This is a genomic window from Pseudomonas sp. GW823-FHT05G12 (genome assembly GCF_058795575.1).
Genome location: NZ_CM179501.1, coordinates 1817154 through 1841591 on the forward strand (window position 1 = coordinate 1817154; position 24438 = coordinate 1841591).

Here is a 24438-nt window from a genome sequence, read left to right on the forward strand (position 1 = left end):
CAAGTGAACGATGATTTGTCACCAAAGGCACTAATGGATGAGAAAAGCCTATGGGCAATTTATGTCAAGGCTAGGCGGATTCCTGTAACCTCTTTTAATTTTTGGGCGACGTTCATCGTTTTTGTTTTGGTATCCCTTCAGTATTGCATGCTGGAAATCTCTCTTGACGATAAGCTTAAGATAGTTCGTGAATTTAGTACGATGGCTATTGGGCTCGTGGTCTCTGTTTTGGGCTTTATACTTGCGGGTTTCACGATTTTTGCAACTATTAGTCAGCCGGATATGTTGGTGGCCATGTCTAGGCATCGCCATGAAAAATCGCAACTCTCGTATTTGAAAAATAACTTTTTTATCTTTATGCGAGTGTTCATATATTATTTGAGTTATACTGTTTTTTGCTTGCTCGTAATAGTCTTTGCTGTTAAGGGAGGCTTGGTGCATGCGATTGTTCAGTTATCCCCAATATCATGGAAAATCTCGGAGTGGTTGGTGGGTGCTGCATATGTGATGCTTTATACAGGCTTTTTCTTTCTGCTCATGCAGTTGAAGTCATTCATTTACAATGTTTACCATACTGTAATGACAGCAATTCGTTGGAAAGCTATTCAGTGATGCCGGATTTATTGGTGTGTGGCCTTGTCGTTGATGCATCAATAATAAAGACATTAAGGTTGGTTACGGCTAGTATTCGTCAAATGCCGTTCTGGTATTAATGATGATTCAATGCTATTTGTGCCAAGGAGGGACAATTGGCTGTTACTAAAGGGCACGGAAATCCACGCTGGACTAGGGATGAGGTAATTTTAGCCTTAGAACTGTATCACCATTGTGATGGTAAGATTCCCGGTGTGAATGACATTAGAGTGTGCAAGTTGTCAAATGAATTACGGTCATTCCCACACCACTTACTGCAAGCGCGTGAAGCATCATTTAGAAATCCTGATAGTATATTGTTCAAACTTCAAAATCTTCGCGCTGTAGATAAAGGTGTCGGGCTCAAGAATACTTCAAAAATTGATCGAGAGGTATGGTTGGAGCTTGGTCGGGCCCGTGAACTCACAAGTGGTTTAGCGAGTGATGTCCGACGACGAGTAGAGGCGATGGAGAACCTTCCAGAACCTTATGACGAAGAGGAATTTCCAGAGGGAAAGGCTGCTACTGCATTACATGTGCGGCGAGAGCGTAGCGCGAAGCTGCGAAAAGAGTTTATACGTATCCGTCTGAAGTCGGGAAGCCTATCGTGCGATATTTGTAGGATTGATGGTTGTCATCTTGATCCTGACATTCGAGATTCAATGTTTGAGTGCCATCATGTCTTGCCATTAAGTATAAGGGGTGAGTCAACTACTAAAGTTAGTGAAATGGCCCTTCTCTGTGCTAACTGCCATCGCTTGCTTCATCGCGCTATGGCGGTTAGAGGTAAGTGGTTGTCAATAGAAGAGGCTAGAGAAATCATTTAAAATAGTTTTAGATTGCATGGCGGCGGCAAAAACTGAGTGCAACACCTGACCTTTCCGGTAGGGTGTTGCCATGTCTTATCACGAACTCAGCGTTGAAGAACGCTCCGATATCCAGGTCAGTCTGCTGCGTGGCATGAGCCAGCGCGCCATTGCCCGAATGCTCAACCGCAGCCCCTCAACGATCAGTCGCGAGATCCGTCGCAATCGTGATGCCCGGGGTGAGTACACCACCCAGCATGCCCAACAAGCCATGCGCGATCGTCGATTGCCCTGCCGGCCCCGGCAAAAGCTGGTGCCCGGCAACGAATTGTTCGAGCTGGTCGCCCACCTGCTGCGACAGCGCTTTTCTCCCGAGCAGATTGCCGGCAAGCTGCGAACCATGAAATCCCCAAGCTTCGAAGACGCCTACGTCTGCCGCGAGACGATCTACAACGCGATCTATGCCCTGCCGGTCGGCGAACTGCGCAAGGAGCTGATCATCTGCCTGCGGCAAGGCAAAACCTCCCGCCGTCCGCGTTCTGGCGGCGTAGATCGCCGTGGCCAGATCCCGGACATGGTCAGCATCCATGTGCGTCCGCCGGAGATCGAGGATCGCGTGATGCCGGGACATTGGGAGGGCGACTTGATCAAGGGCAAAGCCAACGCATCGGCCGTGGGTACGCTAGTCGAACGCACCAGCGGCTACCTGATGCTGGTGAAGATGCAAGACGCGACGGCGACCTCGGCCGTGGAAGGCTTCAGTTCGGCGCTGAACCATATGCCGCTGGCGGCCCGCAAGAGCATGACCTACGACCAAGGGCGGGAGATGGCGCGTCACGCGGAAATCACCCAGAAGACCGGGGTGGCAATTTACTTCTGCGACCCGCACAGCCCCTGGCAGCGCGGCAGCAATGAGAACATCAACGGACTGATCCGCCAGTACCTGCCCAAGGGCACGGATCTGTCGGTGTGCAGCCAAGAGCAGTTGGATGCGATTGCCTACGAGTTGAACATCCGACCGCGTAAGCGCTTCGGTTTCAAGTGCCCCATCGAGGTCATGACCGAGCTGATGGCCAAGCATCACGAGGCTCCCGCCTCAATCCAGTAACTGTGTTGCACTCAGCTCCTGCAACCGCCCATGCTTTAGGTGTTTGGGGCGTTGTGCTTTGATTCAGTTGAGGAGATTTCGTAGTGCGATTCGCTACACTGCTTATAGCTATCATTTTTCTCGCCTCTTGCGGCATGATGTCGATTGATCAAATGAGAGAAGCGCTGCCTGCAAAAATTTATACTAGCGAGCTCTCTCCAGAAGTTTTAGATGAATGCATCGTCGGAGTCTTTAATGGTAATGCGCGGGGGTTTGAGATGATCCGGTTCGATGGTGCCAAAAGCTACCGTCAGGGTAACCGGATTACTATAACCGCGATAACAGGACACCCCATGTATTTTTTGGATATCACGCCCAATGACCAAGATCGTAAAAAGTCTTTAATTCAAGAGCGTAGCTTGGAGCATATGCCTATAGGTTACCTCGATCGGTTCCAAGGTTTGACAAGAAGCTGCCTACGTTAGAAGGGCTAGATGTGCCAGCGATGTTGATTGGTGACAATAGGCTAGGTCGCGTGAAATTAAAGCGAGGTTTGCCCTCGCCATCGAACATAGTTTATGCTATCCCTGAAAGGGCAAAGCTCTGATAGGATGGCTTGGTGTGACGAGGTAAGCGGGTTGGAGGTTAGAAGCGCTTTATCGATATGCAGGGTGCTTCGAGGTATACTGTGTTGATCTTACGCTATCAACTCAACCCCACAGATTTCAGAATCTGGTTTTTTTAACTAACTGCGAATCCATAGTAGTCAAAATCCCCCGCGATACAGCGACATCGCTTGACTGCAAGGCCGGTGCCAAGGCCGGATGGGCCTAAATATTAATCAAATCCGATGGGCGCATACAAAAAGCCTCCACATAGCTTATTTCAGGCTCGCAGTGAAGTTGTTTTTTGATATTTATAGAGAGAAGCGGGTGTTATCTGCGGCTCTCAAATCGAAGCTGTTAGCCAGAAACCATCACTCCACTGACTTGTTCCAATGACGCTTGATGGTGGCCAAACTAATATTCAGCTTCTCAGCGGTTTGACTCTGGCTCAAACCATTCGCCTTGCATTCCTTCACTTCTTTGGTTGTACCCACTGCCACGGGCCGGCCCAGCTTTTTGCCTTCCGATTTTGCCCGGTTGATCCCTGCATGGGTACGCTCGACCAACAGGTCACGCTCAAACTCTGCTACTGCACTTAACACCTGCATGGTCATCTTGCCTGCTGCACTGGTGAGGTCTACACCACCCAAAGCAAGACAGTGAACGCGGATACCATGATCGGAGAGCGATTCTACAGTTGTTCGCACATCCATTGCATTCCGGCCAAGACGGTCCAGCTTGGTGACGATCAACACATCACTCTTCTCCATGCGTTCCAACAGCTTTTGAAAGCCGGGGCGCTCGCTGGCTTGTGTACTGCCACTGACTGTCTCAGCAATCACCCGATGATCCTGCACATCGAATCCAGCCGAACGTATTTCAAGCAGTTGGTTGTCAGTGGTTTGGCCAGTTGTGGAGACACGGGCATAAACGAAGGTGCGGGACATGGTTGGCTTCCTGCTGTACTCATAAAGTGTGGTGTCATTTTATCGGTAGTATCATCAAATCGGAAGCACAATTTATGACACCAATACTCGGCTGTTTCTGCTGGTGTCGATTAACGGACGATTGTTGGTACCACGGCGACGATAGGCGCATTAGCCTCTCAGTCAGACTCATTGATCAGTAGCGAGTGGCTGTTGATCGAAGTGAACGCTGGAAAATCGAATCGGCCCGTAGCGGCGTTTGTGGTAGGGGTGTAGGGGCATCTCTGGCATCTGGACTCACTATTGTGTGAACGTGCGGGTTGGTGACTATCGGAAATGTAGAGTCAATTGATAGCGGTATCCAAGAAACAGTAGACTTGTCAATCGCCACTGATACGCTGAGGAAGTCATGGGAAGCCCAGTAGAGATTGCATTCGAAACGGCACGGGAACTGCTGGATTATGTCTCGCCTCTTAACGAGATTTGGGATGCTGGAAAGTATGTCTTTCGTGGTCAGCCAAGCGACCGATACAAGCTCACCCCATCTGTCTGCCGCAATGATGCAGGATCATTTGCCTATGGCTCGCCGAACAGGATGTTCGACAAATCAACTTTAGGTCAATTGCATTTCGAACTGGATATATTGAAGGAATTCTTAAAAGGCTGTGACCGATCAGGCTTGATCGTGCCGGGCTACACCGAGGAAATCAAAAAAAATCTTAACTCTAATGAGCGCGGCCGTTTTATTAGTGCTGCAAGACCGTGGCCCCAGGAAGAAATGCACCAGATTTTAGCAGTGGCTCAGCATTATGAAGTGCCGACACGTCTTCTTGATTGGACTGATCGTAGTTTTGTAGCCTGTTATTTTGCAGCCTCATCGGCCAGCTTTGAGTTGCATGACATGACGATGCCCAAGATCGCCATATGGGCGTTAGACACCACGTTTCATGAATCTTTGGAGACCGTGAAGATTATAAGAACGCCGGGCGGCACAAGTCAGAACCAAGCAGCACAGTCTGGATTATTTACTACTCACAATCTCAGAGAGTGCAGCGTTTTTGATCCATATGTGCCAGAGGCGCTGGATGACTTGGAGGAAATCTATAGCGGTGGACGAAGCCTTAGACCCCTCATCAAGATGACGCTACCAGTCAGTGAAGCTCCTGATCTCTTAACTCTGTGCTCTAAGATGGGGGTTGATGGGTCAACTCTTTTCCCCGGCTTTCATGGCGTGGCGAAGATGGTCAAAGATTGGGCCAACGTAGATGTTGGTGTCAGACGAACTCAAGCTGCCATAGATCAGCATCATGCAGATAACTACGACGACTGACCTGCTGGCCGTCAAAGGTCCAACGGTCAGCGCCTCGCATTGATAGCTTTTTCCAGCTCTAATACCAGCTCAATCAGCGTGATGCCAAGAACCGTACACAGGTCCCGAAGCTGTACGACGTCCAGTCGCCGCGTACCGGTCTCCACATCACTCATGAACGACTGGGCGCGCCCCATCCTCTTCGAGCACTCAGTCTGCGTAAGCCCCGCTGCTTCCCTGTACCTTCTCAGAAGGTGGATCAAGGCTTGGTGCTCAGGTCGATGGATTGATTTTGGCATAGGGATGGCTACATAACGGTAGCGTCCCAAGCTATATCCCCTTTCCGGATATCTGAAAAAGGGATAATCTATCCCTTAGGGAAGCATGACGCTGACTGACCCTTGAAAAGAGTCTGAGCGAGAGAACCTTAATGGCAGTGTTAACACACATTTTCAGCAACGATCCATGCTCAACGTGCATAGATACATAGGTGCCTGTAAGACCGGCGTGACTACTGATCAGAGCCTTTATGTCGATTGCTACGTTCTAGTGTAGGACTTAGCGATTGAGTTTGTTGACTAAAATCCGTCGATCTAAAGCGCTGGCGTAAATGTCGTTTTGGTTTAGTGAGTTTTTATTATAAGCAAAAGGAGTTGTAGTGATGAAGTGTGTAAAGGTATTGGTTTTGGCAGTGGCTATGGGTGGAGCTTTTAGCGCTAGTTTCAATTCACATGCGGGCTCAGCTAATTCTAAATCGGGTAGGCATTACTGTATGAATGTCTACGATGATGCTAAGCTAGTCATGGAAATGCGACAACAGGGGATCCCGTTGCCAGAGATGATGAATGCCGTTGATGAATGGAAAGCTGGGCAATACCTTATCCAAGAGGCTTTTCAGCGCTCTCAGTTATCCTTGCCTGAGAATCAAGCTCGGGCGGTAAAAGAGTTTGCTGAGCAAGAATACAATAGATGCATGGAGCGGAGTAAGCTCTAATCATCTGAGATGAATTAGGAAATATGCCGATCAATTACAAGAAGGTCTACGCTCTAGAGGAAACTTCTAAGAAATGTGGGGTGATTGTGATTGATGGATTCAGCCCCCACCTTCCTGAGTTGTCGCTTCGAGGGCGTGGCCAACAACACAAGAGTATTCGGTGCGGGGCACCGGGGCACTAGATGCTACACAGAGATGTGTCAGCCTTCACAGGCGACTGTAGACGATTTCCCTACACAAGGTTGTTCAGTGCTGGCACTGGAAATGGTTGCTCTGTGAGCGTCAGCGAATGCTTTTAGGGCTGGATTAATAAAATCCAAAGACAGCCTGCTCTTGATCTTACTCTGCGTTTTCGCAGGAGCACACCTTAACAACAAGGTGTTGTTGATACACAATTTAGGGGCGTTGCCCCTGAAGATAATCTCTTTGGTATGCCGGGGTGATTTAGATTAATTTTATTAATCACCCCATCTTTCTCGAGTACCAATTCCTATTGCTCACTTTTCTGTGTAAAGGCCAGCCTTGCTGATACACAGACATATCATCTTAGATGAATAACATTATTTTATTTTTGGGGAAATCAATGTGATTGATTTAGATTTCCCCTCATTTCTTGAGTGGATCTTTCTTAGAGGACGGTTGTCTTGAATCTCATCTGTGTCCACCTCTGTCCACAAGGGGTAAAGCCCTCTGTGGCCTCCTGCCCACAAGAGAAGCAAATTCTATTTTAATATAAGGAATTTGCTAAGCCCCTTGATTTCTGTGGTCTATGGGCCGTTTCTTGCGTCACTTTTTTCAAAAAACTACGCACAGTAATCTGCCCATAGGATGATCACAAGCTAACAGCTTGGATCAAGCCGCTATCGCTGCTGTGGCAATGGCGCTGTAAGCCCATACCCTTTTGTTCATGCTTGATGTTGATTGAGGATGCTGACTAATCCAATCCTGATACCAGCATTTTATATATTTACCCCGCATATAGTCATCGCCCCGAAAAATAAATCGAGGGTTGATCGTCAGCTTTATTTCACCTATGCGGATACCTTGCTTTGAGGTGCTCACCCTTACCATGTTGGCATCGATCAGCGGCTTGAGCTTCTTCATCAGGTTTGAGGCTGTTGTACCCAATGCCTTGGCCAGATCAGCTTGGCACATGATGATAATGTTCCGGTATATCACCAGATGATGCAGGTTTTTCAGAAGGTTCATCTTTGGGAGAGTGATGCGGCAATCCAATCCCGTTCGGCGCCATACACCATGTGCCTGATCCTGAGCATCAGTCAGGGAATGCAGCGTATGCGGTGGCAACTTGCGACGGTCTACCAGCTCCAGATGCTCGTCTAGGTCGTCAGCACTACGGCATCCGCTGAGACTCGGTTTGCAATCATACGGAGCGGGGGGGAAATCGTGCAGGGTGTAGCTGCCGATCACTTCACCAGTGGCGGTATCAAAGACGAAGCCGTCTTCTGTAACGCTGGTTCTGGTATTGGCCACCGTACGGCGGATATCAATAGCATGTGGTGTAGTGGGGCGTTTTCCTTTCCTCATTTGCTGTAGTCCTCATTTGTTCAGGTAGTTTCATAGGCAATTCCTCTCGGGTTGTGCCGGTTTGGTTGGGTAAATCCCAGACACGACAAAGCCTCCTGCGGGACATTTTTCTGAAATGAAAGTGGCCGCGTGGAGGTTATGGTGCTGAAATTAGGTCCTGCTTATACTGTGTTCGGAAGATAAAGTCAACATGCTCATGGCTCTTGGATGGCTACCGCCACGCTGCTGGTTATCCTATGCCAGCGCCCTCAAGGCTTCAGGCTAAGCGCCTACACCGTCTTGACCACCACCTTTCCCTACCTGATGCCGGATCGTGCCCAGAACCGCCTGAGAGTGCGCTGTAGGGCCTATGGTCACTGGGGATCGATCTCTATTTCTCAAATAATCTGTTGAATCTGTTGCATCCATCATAAATGAGAGTGGAAATTGATTTTGTGTTTAGCACCCATACCGGGCATCCCCAACAAATATCGGGGTCAAACGGGCATGTGTAACTTCTTGCAGACATAAAAAAACCCCTCAAGCAATAGCCAGAAGGGCATTTATTCCTGTTGTTTCCACTGTTTACACTCAGGTTGGATTAAGTGGGAATCTCCAAAGGAGAGTAGCACGCCTGCACCTCTGCCTCGATTTGAGCCAGTTTCTTAGCTTTAGCTTGCTCGGCTGATTTCCGTTCTCTCTCTTCTTGGGCTTGGATCAGCTGCTGGCGCAGCAGGCCTTGGTAATGTGTACGCTCCGTTTCTAACCATTCCACATAGTCCGCCTTCACTTTTAGCTTCAGCTCTGCAATATCTAGAGCTTGCAAAGCATCTGGCTTGATCAGCATGCAACTGTAATGAAGTGGATCAGCAATCACCGCATGGTTGCGGGCGATGGTGTATCCCTCTGCAACCTTTGTAGCAACAAGCTCAAGGAAGTCATGAGGCAAGGTCGCATGTACACCTTCCATGGATGCTGTTGTTAGCTTATACAGCTTTATCTGATCATTGAGCTGACGACGGAATTCAGCTTCTTCATACTTTGGGGGAGCGCCAGTGATTCTAGTTTTTTCAGTCATTGTAGTTTCCTTTGTTTGTGTAATGTTATTCATAAGTGCCATCCTCGCTTTGTCTTAGGCCGTATTCCGTGGTGATAATGTCAACTTGATCTGCGCAGCGCCTGTATTCGACTTTATCTCCAGAACCAGCAGCAGCTTGTTTTAGATGCTGGTAGTGTCGTATTTGCGCAATGGCCAATATTTTATCAAGATCGTAGCTTGTTACTTTTGTCATTGCAGGTTTCCTTCTTAAATAAGTCCGTGGCTAAGCATTTTTCGCATACTCAGGTCACGAAATATGTGGCTTGCAGAGATGCGGAAATAGGGGGGGCTGTAGGGTAGCCTACCTTAAAGAAACATCGCTCAAAACGAACAATAGAGCGTTCTGGAGGCATATGGGGTTAGGGGCAAGAAACCCGTAGTGCCTCTCTGAATGAGGGGCTGAGCAAAGCGAACTCATCCACATCGACACAGGTTCCATCCTTGTGTCTAGCAAGGGCAGCATAGTATTTCTCAAGTACCAAGTCACTGACAGGAATCAGGCGGTACTGACTACTCGGTTGGTCTGGTTCGAAAGCTTCAAAAGCTTTAACAATCAAATTTGATGCGCAGTGAATGTGTAGGTGGTTTTTCATTGCTTCACTACCAGCTGTGCAATGTGGTCGCTGATGCTTTGTCCAGCAAAGAAAGCCTTAATAGTCAAGTCGGTATAGGCTTCGCTTGAGATCCTAAATTTAACCAGTACTGATTTTGTTTGGTTGAGCCTAAAGAGCTTGCTGCGGCAAGAGCTTGAGCACGTTTTACTATCAAGTCGTTTGTTGTTAAGCGATTTATTGCAGATGTTGCAGGCACGGGTATTCGTCATAAAAACCTCCTTAGGTCTATGAGTTATTGGTTTGTGTCGTATAGAATGTCGAAACGGATATTCTGTTGGACAAAGAAAACCCTCATCACTGCTTTCGCGGTTCTGAGGGTAAGAAAAGAATAAGTGCCTTTGAAAGCTAGAGGGGAGTCAAAGGCGTGAGGGCTGTACCTAAAAGAGGGAAGTACAGCCTACTCAAAATACGTCAATAAAGACGTAGATAAATATCTAAAATCGAACTTCAAGACAATTCCAGATACCTTATATACTATCAACTAAGTTGGTATTTTGTCAATAGTTGCTCCTGCTGTCTTCGAACTTTTATTAGGGTTCGTAGTCGGCTTAATGCATAGCAAGGCTTTGTGCATAGCCAATAGCGGCGTTCTACTGCCATAAATGCCAAAGGTGACTGAACTGTCCTCATGTCCGACCATGCGCTTTATTAACGAATCCTGTACTGTAGCGTCACGAAGGTCATCAATGAATGTATGACGGAAGCTGTGGAATGTCTTCCGTGTGTCGGTAATTCCTATCTTCGTCTTGTACCTGCTAAACCATTTCGATGGGGCGTGACCCAGCTTGCCACGCACCGGTTCCAGCTCAGGGAACAGGCGATTACCCCCGGATGCCTTTAGTGACTCAACGAGCTGTAACAAACCTAGTTCGATTAGAGTAGGGTGGATGGGTAGCACACGACGACTACCTATGTTCTTGAGATTCTGACCTTCACTGCTGTCATCAATACGGAAGCACTGGATACCTTGTTGCTCGATAAAGTCATCAATCCTTAGCTGACACAGTTCTTCCAGCCGTGCCCCGGTGTAACGACCTAGTAGTGGTATCCAAAATCGCCATTGATATTTGCTGCTTTCTTTTCGCAATGTTTCACAGTCCAGCAGAGCGACTAGATCGTGGCGATCAAATGACAGCCTTGCTTCCTTTGCTGAGCCAGTCATTACCTTCATACCCGCTAAAGGGTTTTCCTTGACATACCTATTCACCTTGCACCAGTTGATGAAGGCGGTAAGCTTACGTAGCCGGTTGTTCACCGTGACGGCGGTGATGGTCTTGTAGGTGCTGCCTGACTCAACCACCTGTTTCAACGTCTTTCCCTTGAATTCTGGCCGTAAGCCGAAGTATTGGGGGCAACGGCTAAGCCGTTCTTTGAGTAGGCGGGCTTGTTGAGCATCGAAGGCTACCGCAGGCATGTCACCCATTAGCTCAAACAGCTCAGCTAGCGCACGTTCAATGTCTTCGGTGCTGGTTTGTCGCCATGTGCCACCGCGTTTACCTTCTTCTATATATAGCTTGGAGAGGGTGGCCAGCGTGGGGCCTTCGGCTATCGGCTTCTGTGTGGCTGCCGAAACCGTGCGTGGAGCAGTAGGGACGAAAGGTTGAGGTGTCGCTTCACGCCAATGCTCACAAAGCACACGCAGCGTCTCAGGAGCGGTCAACGGGTGCTCACTCAAGTGGCTATACACCTTCTGGACAAGTGAGGTTGCTAGGAATAGAGCTATCTGACGCTCACGCACTCGCAGGGATACACGAAGGGTATGACGGTTGGGGAACAGGTGCTTTGGTAGTCGAAGGTTGAGGTAGTAGACGGACTGGCGGCGGACGATGTAGGTCATTTGGGAGCACCAGAGTGGACCAGTAAAGTGGACCATGAAAGTGGAACAATTCTGGTCACACCTTGTTTTCTGAGCGCCCATGCTGTTTGTCTGGACGGGTAGAATTTTTACTACCCCATCAGCCTGAAGCCCCTGTCCCATAAGGCTTTCTCCGATTTCTGAACATTCTCCTAAGGAGGTTATGCAGGCCCGGAAGGGAGCAGCCATAGCGGGAACATCGAGTGCCGGGGTGTGGCTGGTGGGGCCGCCTCCATTTCTGGGGCCGCAAAACCTCAATCTGTAACGAACGCCCTCGTTCTTTCCTGCTTTTCGCCCAATGCTCCCGCCGCCGACAGCTTCATCAGCCGCTGGAATTTGGGGCATGCCAGATGATCTTTCTCAGGGCATTGCGCGGCATGCCGCAACCCCTTGCTCATCGCCTGCAACCGCTTGATCCGCGCATCCAGCTCGTCCGCCTTGGCCATCAGCATCTGCCGGTCGACCTGCAGGTCCACCAGCATCGCCCCCACTTCATCCAGCGAAAACCCCGCAGCCTGCCCCAGGGCGATCAGCGCCAGCCTGTCCGCCACGTCGGCTGCAAACTGTCGTCGCTGGCCGCGCCCGGCCAAGGACTTGAGCAAGCCTTTCTTCTCGTAGTAACGCAGTGTCGATGCGGGTACGCCAGTGCGTTTGGCGACGTCGGCAATGTCCATTTCGGGCCCTTGACTTGAAGTTGACTTCAACTTCTATGCTGCGCGGCATGGGTAAGGACCGTCAACTTTCGAGGGCTTGTTCAATGACGTTTACTGCTATGTTTTTAGCTGCGTTGCCGATTGGCATCGGCGCCACTGTAGTGATGGACCTGTGGGGCCTGCTGCTGAGGCGGTTGGGTGTGGCAACGCTGAACTTTGCCATGGTCGGGCGTTGGGCGGGGCACTTGCTAGGCGGGCGTGTTTCGCACCAAGCGATTGCCAAAGCGGAACCGGTGCGAAATGAGTTGGCGTGGGGATGGGTGATTCACTACGCCACCGGCGTGCTTTTCGCGATGCTGCTGGTTGTGATCGTAGGGGAGGGCTGGTTGCGGTCGCCTACTCTTTTACCTGCAGTAGTTGTAGGTGTGGGTACAGTCGTGGCGCCGTTTTGCCTCATGCAGCCGGCGATGGGGGCAGGGTTCTTTGCGTCCAGAACGCCGACACCTGCGCGGAACTGTCTGAAGAGCCTGGCCACGCATTTTGTGTTTGGTGTGGGGTTGTTCTTGAGTGCGTATTTACGGGCTTTGGTGTGAAGACAGGGATCCCGATTACAGTAAGCACATGATCAGAGTGCCCGCTTTTAAGATAGGTCTGATAACGGTCTAGGGAAGCCCCTACACGTCAGGCAGGCATAGCGAATTATCCTACGTGTTCCGTCGACTCCCGTCTGATTGTCCCGGTCAACCTCGCCCACTAGGCTTTCGCGGTCGCTGTCAGTTCAGCGATCGGGTGTGGAAGCCTGGGTGGCACATGGGACAGTTGTCATTTATGGCGGCTGTGCGCGGGAGGTATTCGTACCTGCCGGGTCTACCGTGTGCCTGGTCTTCCACCCCGCGTACAGTTGCCACCCTAATGCGTGGAAGCAGAAGGGGACAACACAGCCAACACGGAGCTGTCATGAAAAAACTGGTCCCCGATCCGCCCCACGTCTTCGATCTTCCCCAAGGCAAATCCCTTTCCCGCGCGATCAGCGAAGGCATCGTCCCGATGGAGTTCGCGTTGATGAATGTTTCCCACTAACTGATGTTCGCCTACAGCGATAGCCGCCGGGCGCTTGAGCGTATTCAGGACGAAGAAACCAGGCAGTTATTGGAGCATGGGTTGCGGGCCATGCAGATTGCCTGGGGGCAGGCGGATGCTGTCAGCGTGGCGTTTGAACGTAAAGGCCGGTGACGTTGAGTTTGTGATAGAGATTGTAGTGTGCCGCACAACGCTGTGGGAGCGGGCGTGCCCGCGAAGAATATAGCGCGGTGGATGGCACGGGCTTCGCCCGTGTTCGCGGGCAAGCCCGCTCCCACAGAGAACGCGCCAGCTTTTAGAAATTGAGCAAGACAGTTGCTCTCACAGTGTTTGCGCAAGCGTTCGCGAAATGAGCAGGGCGTTAGTTGCGCTGGCTGTGTGCCGGCATTTTGCTGGGTATTTCGGGGCGGGCCACAGACATACTGTCCGGGTCGCCCGTCGCTTCATACCGCTGCAAAATCCGCTCTATCTCCCTCGACTGCTTCATCCTTACCAACGCCCGCAACAGCCCTTGTGTCGGTATCGCCGGATCGTTGCGCACCATGCACCCCAAATCCTGTTCGTCCAGCACCGCCAGCGCTTGCAATTGCTGCTCCGCTGGCAACCCTTGGTTGAACCACTGCAACGACAACTGGTTGCTCACCGCATGGCGATACCGGCCGGCCTGCAGCTTTTGCAGCACCAGCAACTGGTTGCGGCTGTCCTCACGGTGCAATTGGCCGTGGTCCAGCAGTGGTTGCAGGGTTGAATAGGTGTAGCCCAGTACCGTGCCGATCGCCTGGGGTGGCAGTTGCTCCGGGGGTATCGGGGTGCTGTCGCCGGCGCGGCCAACCAGTACGTCGCGCTGGTGAATCAGCGGGATACTCCACACAAAATCCCTTGGACGGTCGTTGAGCCACTGGGTGCTGACGTAGCAACGCACATCAATATCGCCGCTGCTCATGGCTTCCTCCAGGCGCAGGCGGGCCATGACGTGGAACTCGGGGCGAGCGCCCACTTGCCTGGCAACGGCTTGCATCAGGTCGTAAAGCAATCCCTCCACTGGCTGATCACCTTCGATGCGTACCAGGGGCATGCTCCAGCTCTCGGCTACGGAGAAGCGCAGCACCGGCTGGTCAGCCAGGCTGTTTGTAGACCACAGCAGTAACAGGGCCAGCAGTCTTCGCAAAGGCAATCCTCCCTGGACAATGCGCCATTCCAAGCTTAGACGAGTTGCGCAGGGTGCAATTTTGCCCCCGCTCCGCTAGCATTAGCGATCTTCCGCTCGATCAGGCTACGATGGTTTTTCGATGAGTTATCAGGTTCTTGCACGAAAATGGCGTCCGCGCTCGTTCCGCGAAATGGTCGGCCAGACCCATGTGCTCAAGGCCTTGATCAATGCCTTGGACAACCAGCGCCTGCACCATGCCTACCTGTTCACCGGTACCCGCGGCGTGGGCAAGACGACCATCGCCCGTATTATCGCCAAGTGCCTGAACTGTGAAACCGGCATCACCTCCACCCCCTGTGGCACCTGTTCGGTGTGCCGGGAAATCGACGAAGGCCGTTTCGTCGACCTGATCGAGATCGACGCCGCCAGCCGTACCAAGGTCGAGGACACTCGCGAACTGCTCGATAACGTGCAGTACGCCCCTAGCCGTGGGCGCTTCAAGGTCTACCTGATCGACGAAGTGCACATGCTCTCGACCCACTCGTTCAACGCCTTGCTCAAGACGCTGGAAGAGCCGCCGCCCTACGTCAAGTTCATCCTCGCCACCACCGACCCGCAGAAGCTGCCGGCCACCATCCTGTCGCGCTGCCTGCAGTTCTCGTTGAAGAACATGAGCCCGGAGCGGGTGGTGGAGCACCTCAGCCACGTACTGGCCGCCGAGAACGTGCCGTTCGAGGAGGATGCCCTGTGGCTGCTGGGCCGTGCCGCCGATGGTTCCATGCGCGATGCCATGAGCCTGACCGACCAGGCCATCGCCTTCGGTGAAGGCAAGGTACTGGCCGCCGATGTACGTGCCATGTTGGGTAGCCTCGACCATGGCCAGGTGTATGGGGTCTTGCAGGCACTGCTCGAAGGCGATGCCAGGGCTTTGCTGGAGGCCGTGCGTAATTTGGCCGAGCAAGGGCCGGACTGGTCGGGCGTTCTGGCTGAAATGCTCAATGTGCTGCACCGTGTAGCCATTGCCCAGGCGCTGCCCGAAGCGGTAGACAACGGCCAGGGTGATCGCGAGCGGGTATTGGCGCTGGCTTCGGCGCTGCCGGCCGAGGATGTGCAGTTCTATTATCAGATGGGCCTGATTGGCCGCCGTGACCTGCCCCTTGCGCCGGACCCGCGCGGTGGCTTCGAGATGGTGCTGCTGCGTATGCTGGCGTTCCGCCCGGCAGACACGGACGACGCACCGAAGCCGGTGCTAAAGCCAACGGGGATCAGCCAGGCCACAGCTGATCCTGCAGGGCAGGTGGCAGCCGCGGCGCCGGCCGCGCTTTCATCGCCTGTCGCGGCTGTGCCGGCGGAGCCTGTTGCGCAAGCCCCGCAGCTGGAGGTGCCAGCACCCGCGACGGCTGATCATGAGCCGGAGGCCGAGGCAGATGTTGAGCTGAAGGCCGAAGCCGAGGCCATCTCCGTACCTGAGCCTGTTGCCGAAGTGGTCGACCTGCCGTGGGAAGAGCCTGCCGTTGCACCCGCGCCGTTAGCGGCCGAACCTGCGCCTGAACCGGCACCTGCGCCCGAGCCTGTTGCCCCGGTGGCGCCCACACAGGCCGCCCCGGCACACGACGAGCCGCCTTTCGACCCGTCTGCCTACGCTGCCGTGGGGATGGAGCGCGACGATGAGCCGCCGCTTGACGAAGACTATTACGGTGGCGAAAGCGATCCGGCAGGTTTCAGCTACCTGGACGAGTTGGCCGAACATGTTCAGGAAGACGTGTCCAAACCGGCTGCCGAACCGTTGCCGGCAGCCAAACCGGCCACCGGCCTGGCCTTGCAATGGCTGGAATTATTCCCACAGTTGCCTGTGTCCGGGATGACAGGCAACATCGCGGCAAACTGTACGCTGATTGCCGCCGATGGCGACGACTGGTTGCTGCACCTGGACCCTGGCCAGGGGGCGCTGTTCAACGCCACCCAGCAGCGGCGCCTGAACGAAGCGCTCAACCAGCACCTGGGGCGCACGCTGAACCTGCGCATCGAGCTGATCCTGCCCGAGCAGGAAACCCCGGCTCAGGCGGCGGCACGCAAGCGAGCCGAGCGCCAGCAGGACGCCGTCGCGTCGATCGAGCAGGATCCGTTGATCCAGCAGATGATCAAGTTGTTCGGCGCCAAGGTGCGGCAGGATACTATTGAGCCTGTAGAAGCCCTGGTCAGTCAGGGCCAGTAATGGATAACCATGCGGCCGGCCCGGTGCCGGGCCGCATCACATGACCCAATCGAGGTATACCCCATGATGAAAGGTGGCATGGCCGGCCTGATGAAGCAGGCCCAGCAGATGCAGGAAAAAATGCAGAAGATGCAGGAAGAACTGGCCAACGCCGAAGTCACCGGTCAGTCCGGTGGCGGGCTGGTGAGTGTGGTGATGACCGGTCGTCATGACGTCAAGCGTGTCAGCATCGACCAGAGCCTGATGTCGACTGACGAAGACGACAAGGAAGTACTGGAAGACCTCATTGCCGCTGCGCTGAACGACGCCGTGCGCAAGGTTGAGCAAAGCAGCCAGGAAAAGATGGGCGGCATGACCGCCGGCATGCAGCTGCCGCCAGGCTTCAAGATGCCGTTCTAAGGCATTGAGGTACTCAAAAACGCCGCTGATATCAGCGGCGTTTTTTTTGCGTAGATTTCAACCCAGACGCGGTCTGCTTTTTTATGTCGGGACAACTGTTTTGCTCGAACTTTGAAATTTTGCACGATCACTGTGGGAGCGGGCATGCCCGCGAACACGGGCGAAGCCCGTGCCATCCACTGTGCAGCCTGCTTCGCGGGCATGCCCGCTCCCACAGTGATCACACTGGCTTTCCAGTTTTGTGCAAGGCAGTTGCTCTCATAAAACTGCAGGCCGCGTAGACTTGGGGTGACCTGATTTGACGCCACCGCCCCCGCTGGGTATAAACCGCCTCTTATTGAATTGTCAGGCCTTTCCCATGAGCTTCAGCCCCCTCATTCGCCAACTGATCGACGGCCTGCGCATCTTGCCAGGTGTCGGTCAGAAAACCGCCCAGCGCATGGCCCTGCAACTGCTCGAACGCGACCGCAGTGGCGGGATGCGCCTGGCTCAGGCCTTGACCCAGGCCATGGAAGGGGTAGGGCATTGCCGCCAGTGTCGCACCCTCACCGAGCAGGAGCTGTGCCCGCAGTGCGCCGACCCGCGCCGTGACGACACACAGCTGTGCGTGGTCGAGGGGCCGACCGATGTGTATGCGGTGGAGCAGACGGGCTACCGTGGCCGTTACTTTGTGCTCAAGGGGCACCTGTCGCCGCTGGATGGCCTGGGGCCTGAGGCGATCGGTATTCCGCAGCTGATGGCGCGGATCGAAGAGCAGGGCACCTTTACCGAGGTGATCCTGGCGACCAACCCGACAGTGGAGGGGGAGGCGACGGCGCATTACATTGCCCAGTTGCTGAGCGAGAAGGGCTTGGTGGCGTCTCGCATTGCCCATGGTGTGCCACTGGGCGGCGAGCTGGAGATGGTAGACGGCGGTACCCTGGCCCATGCCTTTGCAGGGCGCCGGCCCATTTCGCTCTGATTCATTGGGGCCGCTTGGCGGCCCATTCGCGGGTAAACCCGCGCCTACAAAACATACGCGGCCTTCGTAGGAGCGGGTTTACCCGCGAATGGGCTGCAAAGCAGCCCCAAAAGCCCACTCAGTACTCGCTGAGGGAAAACTCGGTCAGGCAGAAGGTAGGCACCCCGGCCGCTTGCAACCGACGCGACCCGTCCAGTTCCGGCAGGTCGATGATCGCCGCCGCCTCGAACACCTGCGCCCCGGTACGACGCACCAGGTTGGCCGCCGCCAGCAGCGTACCGCCAGTAGCAATCAGGTCATCGAAGATCAGCACCGAGTCGCCTTCACACAGGCTGTCGGCATGCACTTCCAGGAAGGCTTCGCCGTACTCGGTCTGGTAACCCTCGCTCAGCACGTCGGCTGGCAGCTTGCCCTGCTTGCGGAACAGGATCAGCGGCTTGTTCAGCTGGTGGGCGATGATCGAGCCGATCAGGAAGCCCCGCGCGTCCATGGCGCCGATGTGGCTGAATTCCGCCTCGACATAGCGCTCGATGAACTGGTCGGCCACATAGCGCAGCCCGCGTGGCGACTGGAATAACGGGGTAATGTCGCGGAAGATCACACCCGGTTTGGGGAAGTCCACTACCGGGCGGATCAGGGCTTTGAGGTCGAAGGCGTCGCTGTGCATTGTTGCGGGTATCCTAGGAAAACGAATGCCCAAGTATACCCGCTAAAGATCAGCCTCAGGCCTCGATTGCACCACCGGCCAGCGCGCACAGCTGGATCGGATCGAGGATGTGCACTTCCTTGCCCTCGGCGCGCAGCAGGCCGTTCTGCTGGAAGCGGGTGAACACCCGCGACACGGTTTCTACCGCCAGGCCAAGGTAATTGCCGATTTCGTTGCGCGACATGCTCAGGCGGAACTGATTGGCCGAATAGCCGCGGGCGCGGAAGCGCGCCGACAGGTTGACCAGGAAGGTGGCAATGCGCTCGTCGGCGGTCTTTTTCGAAAGCAGCAGCATCATTTGCTGGTCGTCGCGGATTTCGCGGCTCATTACCCGCATCAGCTGGCGGCGTAGCTGTGGCAGTTGCACCGACAGCTCGTCCAGCCGCTCGAAGGGGATTTCACACACCGAAGTGGTTTCCTGAGCCTGGGCCGATACCGGGTAGGCCTCGGTATCCATGCCCGACAGGCCGACCAGTTCGCTGGGCAGGTGGAAGCCCGTGATCTGCTCCTCGCCGCTGTCGCTGAGGCTGAAGGTTTTCAGGGCCCCGGACCGTACTGCGTAGACCGAGCCAAAACTGTCACCCTGGCGGAACAGGAACTCGCCTTTCTTGAGCGGCCGCCCGCGTTTGACGATTTCATCCAGCGCGTCCATGTCTTCCAGGTTCAGCGAAAGAGGCAGGCACAGGGGGGCCAGGCTGCAATCCTTGCAATGGGCCTGGTTGTGTGGGCGCAGTTTGACTGGCTCGGACATTTGAATCGATCCTTGTGGGAAAGCACACATAAGTCGTAAGGGTAACTCACGACACAGGGTGTAAGCCAGTGTGCGCGATGATGGTGCGCGCTGGCGAAACCCCGGCAGGTGGCCTGCCGGGAGTCCATGTGTGCTCATAGTGTGCCTGACAAGGAAGCTTGTCCATGCGGTTGAACGCCTTGTTTTTCAGATCACTCGCGAGAAACGCTGGCGGTTGTGCATCGCCAGATACGCGTCGAACACCATGCATACCGAGCGCGCCAGCAGCCGGCCGGCGGGCAGGATGCGAATGCCCTTGTCGTCCAGACTGATCAGGCCGTCGCGCTGCAAGGTCAGCAGCTCGGGCCAGAGGTCGTTGAAGTAACCGCGAAAATCCAGGGTGAAAGCCTGTTCGATGGGTTCGAAATCCAGCTCGAAATGGCAGATCAGTTGCTGGATCACCGCCCGGCGTATGCGGTCGTCGTGGTTGCACAGCAAGCCGCGCTGGGTGGCCAGCTGGGCGTTGGACAGGCTGTCCTGATAGGTGTTGAGGTCACTGCTGTTCTGGCAGTACAGGTCGCCGATCTGGCTGATCGCCGACACGCCCAGGCCAATCAGGTCGCAGTGCCCGTGGGTGGTGTAGCCCTGGAAGTTGCGCTGCAAGGTGCCTTCTTCCTGGGCAATGGCCAGTTCGTCGTCGGGCAGGGCGAAGTGGTCCATGCCGATGTAGCGGTAACCGGCGGCGGTCAGTTGGTCGATGGTGGCGTGCAGCATCTCCAGCTTGGCGGCGGCGCTGGGCAGGTCGTTGCTGTCGATGCGCCGTTGCGGCATGAAGCGCTCGGGAAGGTGGGCATAGTTGAACACCGACAGGCGGTCGGGCTGCAGGCGGATCACTTCTTCCACGGTGCGGGCAAAGCCTTCCGGGGTTTGCTTGGGCAGGCCGTAGATCAGGTCGAGGTTGACCGAGCGAAACTGCAGCGTGCGCGCAGCCTCGATCAGGGTGCGGGTCTGTTCCAGGCTCTGCAGGCGGTTGATCGCGCGCTGCACGGCCGGGTCGAGGTCCTGTACACCCAGGCTGACGCGGTTGAAGCCCAGTTCGCGAAGCAAGCCCATGGTCGACCAGTCGGCTTCGCGAGGATCGATCTCGATGCCGTAGTCGCCGGAATCGTCGTCCAGCAGGTGAAAGTGCTGGCGCAGGGTGGCCATCAGCTGGCGCAGTTCCACATGGCTGAGGAAGGTCGGTGTGCCGCCGCCAAAATGCAGCTGTTCAACACGCTGTTTAGGGTCCAAGTGGCAGGCGACCAGCTGGATTTCCTGCTCCAGGCGCTGCAGGTAGGGCGCGGCGCGGGCGCGGTCTTTGGTGATGACCTTGTTGCAGGCGCAGTAGTAGCAGATGTTGGCGCAGAACGGCACATGCACGTACAGCGACAGCGGGCGCACGGCCCGTCGGCTCTCGCGCAGGGCGTTGAGCAGGTCGAACGAACCCACCTCGCTGTGCAGTTGCACGGCGGTTGGGTAAGAGGTGTAGCGTGGCCCGGCGAGATCGTAGCGGCGGATCAGGTCGGTATCCCAACGGAGGTCGTCGAGCATGAGGGTAGTCCCCGGAAAGAGCAGCAGTGCACCGGAGTCTATGGCCGTCTGTAGGAAACTGTGTTGATTTGTATCAAGGGCATTGGGGCTGCTTTGCAGCCCCCGTCAATGGCCCATCAGCCAGTGCTGGTGTGGGCCCGGCAGTGTCCAGACACCGAATAGCATCACCAGCACACCGCCCGCCACGCGCACGCTGCGTCGCCGCAACAGGGCGTTCACCCGTTCGGCAGCCAGCCCGGTTGCCAGCAACACCGGCCAGGTGCCCACCCCGAACGCCAGCATCAACCCGGCGCTGTAGCCGGCATTGCCCTGGCTGGCCGCCCACAAAAGGGTGCTGTACACCAGCCCGCACGGCAGCCAGCCCCAGAGGGCGCCCAGCAGCAATGCCCGAGGGAGGCTGGACGCTGGCAGCAATCGCGACGCCACCGGCTGGATATGCCGCCACAGCCCGCGGCCCAGTGCCTCGATACGGGTCAGCCCGCTCCACCAGCCGGCCAGGTACAGGCCCATGGCAATCAGCAGCAGTGCCGCAACCACCCGCAGCGCCAGCGCTGCCGGGCTGCTGGCCACGGCCCAGCCGGCCAGGCCCAGCAACAGGCCGGCGCAGGCATAGCTGAAAATGCGCCCCAGGTTGTACGCCAGCAACAGGCGCAGGCGCTTGCCGCGTTGTTCGGGGGGGATGGCCAAGGTCAGTGCGCCCATCAGGCCGCCGCACATGCCCAGGCAGTGACCGCCCCCTAGCAGGCCAAGGACCAGTGCCGAGCCCAGCAGCGGAAGCAGGTCAGGCACGGGGTGGTGGTTCCTTGTCGGTGTCGGCTGCGGCATCGTCAGGCTTCACTGCCGCCTGGTGGCGCGGGTCCTGATCGTCGAACAGGATGCTGTGGGCGGGGCCTTCAAGGTCATCGTACTGACCGCTGTCTACCGCCCAGAAGAAGATGTACACGGCCACGCCGACCAGCAGCAGCGCTGCCGGGATCATGACATAGAGGGCGGGCATGGCGACTTCCTCCCGTGTATAGGGGCTTCGTGGGGCAGCGGGCCCGATGCCACGGGCATCCGGGTCAGGCGCAGGGCATTGAGCACCACGATCAGCGAGCTGACCGACATGCCGATGGCGGCCCACACCGGCGTGATCCAGCCGAGCGCGGCGAACGGCAACATCAGGCCATTATACAGGGTCGCCCACAGCAGGTTCTCGAGGATGTTGCGGCGGGTGCGGCGGGCCAGCTCGAACGCCTGCACCAGCGCTTGCAGGCGGTTGGACAGCAAGACGGCGTCGGCACTGGTCTTGGCCAGGTCGGTGGCGCTGCCCATGGCGATGCTGATATCGGCGGCGGCCAGTACGGGTACATCGTTGACCCCGTCGCCGAGCATCAGCACCTTGCGCCCGCCAGCCTGCAGGGCTTTCAGGCGGTCCAGTTTGTCATCCGGGCGCAGGCCGCCAATGGCCTGCTCGATACCCAGCTGCGCGGCCACTTCGGCAACCATCGGCGAGCTGTCGCCCGACAGCAGCAGGGTGTGCCAGCCGCGCGCCTTGCAGGCAGCGAGCAGGGCCGGGGCATCGTCGCGCAGGCGGTCATCCAGGCCGAACCAGGCCATGGGTCCCTGGCGGTCGCCCAGCAGCAGCCATTGGCCGCGAGGCTCGGGCACAGCGGGGATTTCCGCACCACTCAAGGCGCAGACGAAGGTAGCCTGACCAATGCGCAGGCGCTGGCCGTCGACCAGCCCCTCCAGGCCCAGGCCGGGTACGCTCTGTACGTCATCGGCAGGTGTGGCGGTACGACCAAAGGCGCGAGCGATGGGGTGTTCAGAGCGGTTTTCCAGCGCCGCGGCCAGGGCCAGGCAGCGGTCGGCGGCCTGGCTGCCGAGCGGGCGGATGCTGCGCAAGGTCAGGCGGCCCTCGGTCAGTGTACCGGTCTTGTCGAAGATCACCGTGTCGATCTGGTTCAGGCCTTCCAGCACATGGCCGCGGGTCACCAGCAGGCCAAGCTTGTGCAGGGTTCCGGTGGCGGCGGTCAGTGCGGTTGGCGTAGCCAAAGACAGGGCACAAGGGCAGGTGGCCACGAGCATGGCCAGTACGATCCAGAACGCCCGTGTCGGGTCCAGGTGCCACCACCACAGGCCGATGGCAACGGCGGCCAGCAGCGAGAACAGCAGGAACCACTGCGAGGCGCGGTCGGCAATTTCCGCCAGGCGCGGTTTTTCAGTCTGGGCGCGCTCCAGCAGGCGGACGATGGCCGACAAGCGTGAGTCATGGCCGAGGGCTTCCACTTCCACATTCAGCGCGCTTTCGACGTTCAGCGTACCGCCAGTGACCCGCTCACCCACCCGGCGTGGTTGCGGCAGATACTCGCCGGTCAGCAGCGATTCGTCGACGCTGGAGCGGCCCTCGACGATGCGCCCGTCGGCAGGGATGACCGCGCCGGGCAGCACCTGCACGGTGTCGCCGCACTGTAACTCGCTGAGCAGAATGCGTTCGCTGCGCCCGATGGCGTCCAGGCGCAGGCATGAGGCTGGCAGCAGGTTGACCAGCTGCGCAGTGGCCGCCGCTGTGCGCTCGCGGGCGCGGCGCTCCAGGTAGCGGCCGGTCAGCAGGAACAGGGCGAACATGCCCACCGTGTCGAAATAAAGCTCGCCGCTGCCAGTGATGGCTGTCCAGATGCCAGCGCCGAACGCCAGGCCAATGGCCAGCGACACCGAAACGTCCATCGTCAGGTGGCGCGTTCGCAGGTCGCGCGCCGCGCCCTTGAAGAAGGGCGCGCAGCTGTAGAACACGATGGGAATGGTCAGGAACAGCGCCACCCAGCGCAGGATGGCATGCAACTCGGGTGTCAGGTCGATGTTGAATTCCGGCCAAGTGGCCATGGTCGCCATCATCGCCTGGAACCACAGCAGCCCGGCCACGCCCAGGCGGCGCAGGGCGCTGCGGTTTTCCCGGGCCAATTGCTCGGCGGCCTGGTCAGGCTGGTAGGGGTGGGCGGCGTAGCCGATCTGGCGAAGTTCGGCCAGCAGGCGCGACAGCGGTAGCTGCTTGTCATCCCAGTTCAGCAGCAGGCGGTGATTGGACAGGTTCAGGCGCGCTTCGGCGACACCGGGCAGGTTGCGCAGGTGCTTTTCGATCAGCCAGCCGCAGGCGGCGCAGCTGATGCCCTCGACAAGCAAGGTGGTTTCGGCCAGCTCACCCTGGTGGCGGACGAAGGTTTGCTGCACGTCGCTGCGGTCGTACAGGGCCAGTTCGTCCTGCAGTTGCTTGGGCAGGGCTTCGGGGTTGGCGCTGTTGTCGCTGCGGTGCTGGTAGTAATGTTCCAGGCCTCCAGCGACGATCGACTCGGCCACCGCCTGACAGCCGGGGCAGCAGAACTGCCGGGGCTGGCCGAGGACCACGGCGGTGAAGCGGCTGCCGGTGGGGACGGGCAGGGCGCAGTGGTAGCAGGGGGTCGGTTGGGTCATAGGGCAGACACTGCTCAGGCAGATAGGAAACCCTGTGGGAGCGGGCGCG

27 protein-coding genes are annotated in these 24438 nt (G+C 56.3%); 12 read left to right on the top strand and 15 right to left on the bottom strand.

The features are described 5' to 3' along the window. Positions 1-3: 3 nt before the first annotated feature. From AC3RCM_RS08420 to AC3RCM_RS08435, 4 genes are all read left to right on the top strand, one after another. A complete protein-coding gene (locus AC3RCM_RS08420) occupies positions 4-612 on the top strand; it encodes a hypothetical protein (RefSeq protein WP_156343188.1) in 609 nt (202 codons plus the stop codon). Between the two features lie 137 nt (positions 613-749). Continuing rightward, entirely contained in the window at positions 750-1460 is a 711-nt protein-coding gene (locus tag AC3RCM_RS08425; RefSeq protein WP_492629504.1) for an HNH endonuclease, read from the top strand. A 70-nt stretch (positions 1461-1530) separates the two neighbouring features. Further along, the gene (locus tag AC3RCM_RS08430; RefSeq protein WP_008435491.1) at positions 1531-2547 is read left to right on the top strand and encodes an IS30 family transposase; all 1017 of its coding nucleotides are present in this window, start codon (positions 1531-1533) and stop codon (positions 2545-2547) included. Positions 2548-2630: 83 nt separating this feature from the next. After that, complete coding sequence (locus AC3RCM_RS08435) at positions 2631-3011, top strand: hypothetical protein (RefSeq protein ID WP_492629505.1); 381 nt, start codon at positions 2631-2633, stop codon at positions 3009-3011. Positions 3012-3502: 491 nt separating this feature from the next. Here AC3RCM_RS08435 and AC3RCM_RS08440 read toward each other — a convergent pair whose 3' ends face one another. Further along, positions 3503-4078: a recombinase family protein gene (locus tag AC3RCM_RS08440; protein ID WP_492629506.1), complete on the bottom strand. Its 576-nt coding sequence runs from the start codon at positions 4076-4078 to the stop codon at positions 3503-3505. 388 nt (positions 4079-4466) lie between these two features. Here AC3RCM_RS08440 and AC3RCM_RS08445 point away from each other — a divergent pair, with 388 nt between their 5' ends. Next, positions 4467-5387, top strand: a complete 921-nt coding sequence (locus tag AC3RCM_RS08445; protein WP_492629507.1) for an FRG domain-containing protein — start codon at positions 4467-4469, stop codon at positions 5385-5387. A gap of 26 nt (positions 5388-5413) precedes the next feature. On the opposite strand, the gene AC3RCM_RS08450 is transcribed toward AC3RCM_RS08445, so the two are convergent. Beyond that, positions 5414-5665 carry a helix-turn-helix domain-containing protein gene (locus tag AC3RCM_RS08450; RefSeq protein WP_492629679.1) on the bottom strand — a complete coding sequence of 84 codons (252 nt, stop codon included), beginning with the start codon at positions 5663-5665 and terminating at the stop codon, positions 5414-5416. Positions 5666-6138: 473 nt separating this feature from the next. Between AC3RCM_RS08450 and AC3RCM_RS08455 the strand changes: the two genes are divergently transcribed. Next, positions 6139-6360 carry a hypothetical protein gene (locus tag AC3RCM_RS08455; RefSeq protein ID WP_492629508.1) on the top strand — a complete coding sequence of 74 codons (222 nt, stop codon included), beginning with the start codon at positions 6139-6141 and terminating at the stop codon, positions 6358-6360. An 852-nt stretch (positions 6361-7212) separates the two neighbouring features. On the opposite strand, the gene AC3RCM_RS08460 is transcribed toward AC3RCM_RS08455, so the two are convergent. From AC3RCM_RS08460 to AC3RCM_RS08485, 6 genes are all read right to left on the bottom strand, one after another. After that, positions 7213-7908, bottom strand: coding sequence for a replication/maintenance protein RepL (locus AC3RCM_RS08460; RefSeq protein WP_492629509.1), 696 nt, complete (start codon positions 7906-7908; stop codon positions 7213-7215). Between the two features lie 580 nt (positions 7909-8488). Next, positions 8489-8965 carry a hypothetical protein gene (locus AC3RCM_RS08465; RefSeq protein WP_492629510.1) on the bottom strand — a complete coding sequence of 159 codons (477 nt, stop codon included), beginning with the start codon at positions 8963-8965 and terminating at the stop codon, positions 8489-8491. 25 nt (positions 8966-8990) lie between these two features. Beyond that, positions 8991-9179 carry a hypothetical protein gene (locus tag AC3RCM_RS08470; RefSeq protein WP_492629511.1) on the bottom strand — a complete coding sequence of 63 codons (189 nt, stop codon included), beginning with the start codon at positions 9177-9179 and terminating at the stop codon, positions 8991-8993. A gap of 396 nt (positions 9180-9575) precedes the next feature. Beyond that, complete coding sequence (locus AC3RCM_RS08475) at positions 9576-9809, bottom strand: hypothetical protein (RefSeq protein WP_492629512.1); 234 nt, start codon at positions 9807-9809, stop codon at positions 9576-9578. Positions 9810-10081: 272 nt separating this feature from the next. Then, complete coding sequence (locus AC3RCM_RS08480) at positions 10082-11437, bottom strand: tyrosine-type recombinase/integrase (RefSeq protein WP_492629513.1); 1356 nt, start codon at positions 11435-11437, stop codon at positions 10082-10084. A 272-nt stretch (positions 11438-11709) separates the two neighbouring features. Next, positions 11710-12129, bottom strand: coding sequence for a helix-turn-helix domain-containing protein (locus AC3RCM_RS08485; RefSeq protein ID WP_064493452.1), 420 nt, complete (start codon positions 12127-12129; stop codon positions 11710-11712). A gap of 83 nt (positions 12130-12212) precedes the next feature. Here AC3RCM_RS08485 and AC3RCM_RS08490 point away from each other — a divergent pair, with 83 nt between their 5' ends. From AC3RCM_RS08490 to AC3RCM_RS08500, 3 genes are all read left to right on the top strand, one after another. Then, entirely contained in the window at positions 12213-12701 is a 489-nt protein-coding gene (locus AC3RCM_RS08490; protein ID WP_064493451.1) for a DUF2938 domain-containing protein, read from the top strand. 364 nt (positions 12702-13065) lie between these two features. Continuing rightward, positions 13066-13188, top strand: a complete 123-nt coding sequence (locus tag AC3RCM_RS08495; protein WP_269200514.1) for a hypothetical protein — start codon at positions 13066-13068, stop codon at positions 13186-13188. A gap of 3 nt (positions 13189-13191) precedes the next feature. Further along, the gene (locus tag AC3RCM_RS08500; RefSeq protein ID WP_231114320.1) at positions 13192-13341 is read left to right on the top strand and encodes a hypothetical protein; all 150 of its coding nucleotides are present in this window, start codon (positions 13192-13194) and stop codon (positions 13339-13341) included. A gap of 208 nt (positions 13342-13549) precedes the next feature. Here the strand turns inward: AC3RCM_RS08500 and AC3RCM_RS08505 are convergent, their stop codons facing one another. Then, complete coding sequence (locus AC3RCM_RS08505) at positions 13550-14356, bottom strand: substrate-binding periplasmic protein (protein WP_064493450.1); 807 nt, start codon at positions 14354-14356, stop codon at positions 13550-13552. Positions 14357-14477: 121 nt separating this feature from the next. On the opposite strand from AC3RCM_RS08505, the gene dnaX reads away from it, so the two are divergent. From dnaX to recR, 3 genes are all read left to right on the top strand, one after another. After that, positions 14478-16553 carry a DNA polymerase III subunit gamma/tau gene (dnaX, locus tag AC3RCM_RS08510; RefSeq protein WP_492629514.1) on the top strand — a complete coding sequence of 692 codons (2076 nt, stop codon included), beginning with the start codon at positions 14478-14480 and terminating at the stop codon, positions 16551-16553. Positions 16554-16616: 63 nt separating this feature from the next. After that, positions 16617-16952 (top strand): YbaB/EbfC family nucleoid-associated protein, encoded by a 336-nt coding sequence (locus tag AC3RCM_RS08515; RefSeq protein WP_003254305.1) that lies wholly within the window; start codon positions 16617-16619, stop codon positions 16950-16952. 358 nt (positions 16953-17310) lie between these two features. Beyond that, positions 17311-17913, top strand: a complete 603-nt coding sequence (recR, locus tag AC3RCM_RS08520; RefSeq protein WP_492629515.1) for a recombination mediator RecR — start codon at positions 17311-17313, stop codon at positions 17911-17913. Between the two features lie 118 nt (positions 17914-18031). Here the strand turns inward: recR and AC3RCM_RS08525 are convergent, their stop codons facing one another. From AC3RCM_RS08525 to AC3RCM_RS08550, 6 genes are all read right to left on the bottom strand, one after another. Then, positions 18032-18580 (bottom strand): adenine phosphoribosyltransferase, encoded by a 549-nt coding sequence (locus AC3RCM_RS08525; RefSeq protein ID WP_009683910.1) that lies wholly within the window; start codon positions 18578-18580, stop codon positions 18032-18034. 55 nt (positions 18581-18635) lie between these two features. Next, positions 18636-19370: a Crp/Fnr family transcriptional regulator FnrA gene (gene fnrA / locus AC3RCM_RS08530; protein WP_003254301.1), complete on the bottom strand. Its 735-nt coding sequence runs from the start codon at positions 19368-19370 to the stop codon at positions 18636-18638. A gap of 186 nt (positions 19371-19556) precedes the next feature. After that, positions 19557-20939, bottom strand: coding sequence for an oxygen-independent coproporphyrinogen III oxidase (gene hemN / locus AC3RCM_RS08535; RefSeq protein WP_010955013.1), 1383 nt, complete (start codon positions 20937-20939; stop codon positions 19557-19559). 105 nt (positions 20940-21044) lie between these two features. Further along, positions 21045-21728, bottom strand: a complete 684-nt coding sequence (locus tag AC3RCM_RS08540; protein ID WP_064493447.1) for a sulfite exporter TauE/SafE family protein — start codon at positions 21726-21728, stop codon at positions 21045-21047. Continuing rightward, a complete protein-coding gene (ccoS, locus tag AC3RCM_RS08545; RefSeq protein ID WP_010955011.1) occupies positions 21721-21936 on the bottom strand; it encodes a cbb3-type cytochrome oxidase assembly protein CcoS in 216 nt (71 codons plus the stop codon). The genes AC3RCM_RS08540 and ccoS overlap by 8 nt, the downstream gene beginning before the upstream one ends. Continuing rightward, entirely contained in the window at positions 21915-24389 is a 2475-nt protein-coding gene (locus tag AC3RCM_RS08550) for a heavy metal translocating P-type ATPase (RefSeq protein WP_492629516.1), read from the bottom strand. The genes ccoS and AC3RCM_RS08550 overlap by 22 nt, the downstream gene beginning before the upstream one ends. Between the last annotated feature and the right edge of the window lie 49 nt (positions 24390-24438).

Excerpts from the sequence above, each read along its gene's own strand:
- AC3RCM_RS08430 (WP_008435491.1), top strand. The coding sequence starts at position 1,531 with ATGTCTTATCACGAACTCAGCGTTGAAGAACGCTCCGATATCCAGGTC.
- AC3RCM_RS08440 (WP_492629506.1), bottom strand. The coding sequence starts at position 4,078 with ATGTCCCGCACCTTCGTTTATGCCCGTGTCTCCACAACTGGCCAAACC.
- AC3RCM_RS08445 (WP_492629507.1), top strand. The coding sequence starts at position 4,467 with ATGGGAAGCCCAGTAGAGATTGCATTCGAAACGGCACGGGAACTGCTG.
- AC3RCM_RS08450 (WP_492629679.1), bottom strand. The coding sequence starts at position 5,665 with ATGCCAAAATCAATCCATCGACCTGAGCACCAAGCCTTGATCCACCTT.
- AC3RCM_RS08455 (WP_492629508.1), top strand. The coding sequence starts at position 6,139 with ATGAATGTCTACGATGATGCTAAGCTAGTCATGGAAATGCGACAACAG.
- AC3RCM_RS08460 (WP_492629509.1), bottom strand. The coding sequence starts at position 7,908 with ATGAGGAAAGGAAAACGCCCCACTACACCACATGCTATTGATATCCGC.
- AC3RCM_RS08465 (WP_492629510.1), bottom strand. The coding sequence starts at position 8,965 with ATGACTGAAAAAACTAGAATCACTGGCGCTCCCCCAAAGTATGAAGAA.
- AC3RCM_RS08470 (WP_492629511.1), bottom strand. The coding sequence starts at position 9,179 with ATGACAAAAGTAACAAGCTACGATCTTGATAAAATATTGGCCATTGCG.
- AC3RCM_RS08475 (WP_492629512.1), bottom strand. The coding sequence starts at position 9,809 with ATGACGAATACCCGTGCCTGCAACATCTGCAATAAATCGCTTAACAAC.
- AC3RCM_RS08480 (WP_492629513.1), bottom strand. The coding sequence starts at position 11,437 with ATGACCTACATCGTCCGCCGCCAGTCCGTCTACTACCTCAACCTTCGA.
- AC3RCM_RS08485 (WP_064493452.1), bottom strand. The coding sequence starts at position 12,129 with ATGGACATTGCCGACGTCGCCAAACGCACTGGCGTACCCGCATCGACA.
- AC3RCM_RS08490 (WP_064493451.1), top strand. The coding sequence starts at position 12,213 with ATGACGTTTACTGCTATGTTTTTAGCTGCGTTGCCGATTGGCATCGGC.
- AC3RCM_RS08495 (WP_269200514.1), top strand. The coding sequence starts at position 13,066 with ATGAAAAAACTGGTCCCCGATCCGCCCCACGTCTTCGATCTTCCCCAA.
- AC3RCM_RS08500 (WP_231114320.1), top strand. The coding sequence starts at position 13,192 with ATGTTCGCCTACAGCGATAGCCGCCGGGCGCTTGAGCGTATTCAGGAC.
- dnaX (WP_492629514.1), top strand. The coding sequence starts at position 14,478 with ATGAGTTATCAGGTTCTTGCACGAAAATGGCGTCCGCGCTCGTTCCGC.
- AC3RCM_RS08515 (WP_003254305.1), top strand. The coding sequence starts at position 16,617 with ATGATGAAAGGTGGCATGGCCGGCCTGATGAAGCAGGCCCAGCAGATG.
- recR (WP_492629515.1), top strand. The coding sequence starts at position 17,311 with ATGAGCTTCAGCCCCCTCATTCGCCAACTGATCGACGGCCTGCGCATC.
- AC3RCM_RS08525 (WP_009683910.1), bottom strand. The coding sequence starts at position 18,580 with ATGCACAGCGACGCCTTCGACCTCAAAGCCCTGATCCGCCCGGTAGTG.
- fnrA (WP_003254301.1), bottom strand. The coding sequence starts at position 19,370 with ATGTCCGAGCCAGTCAAACTGCGCCCACACAACCAGGCCCATTGCAAG.
- hemN (WP_010955013.1), bottom strand. The coding sequence starts at position 20,939 with ATGCTCGACGACCTCCGTTGGGATACCGACCTGATCCGCCGCTACGAT.
- ccoS (WP_010955011.1), bottom strand. The coding sequence starts at position 21,936 with ATGCCCGCCCTCTATGTCATGATCCCGGCAGCGCTGCTGCTGGTCGGC.
- AC3RCM_RS08550 (WP_492629516.1), bottom strand. The coding sequence starts at position 24,389 with ATGACCCAACCGACCCCCTGCTACCACTGCGCCCTGCCCGTCCCCACC.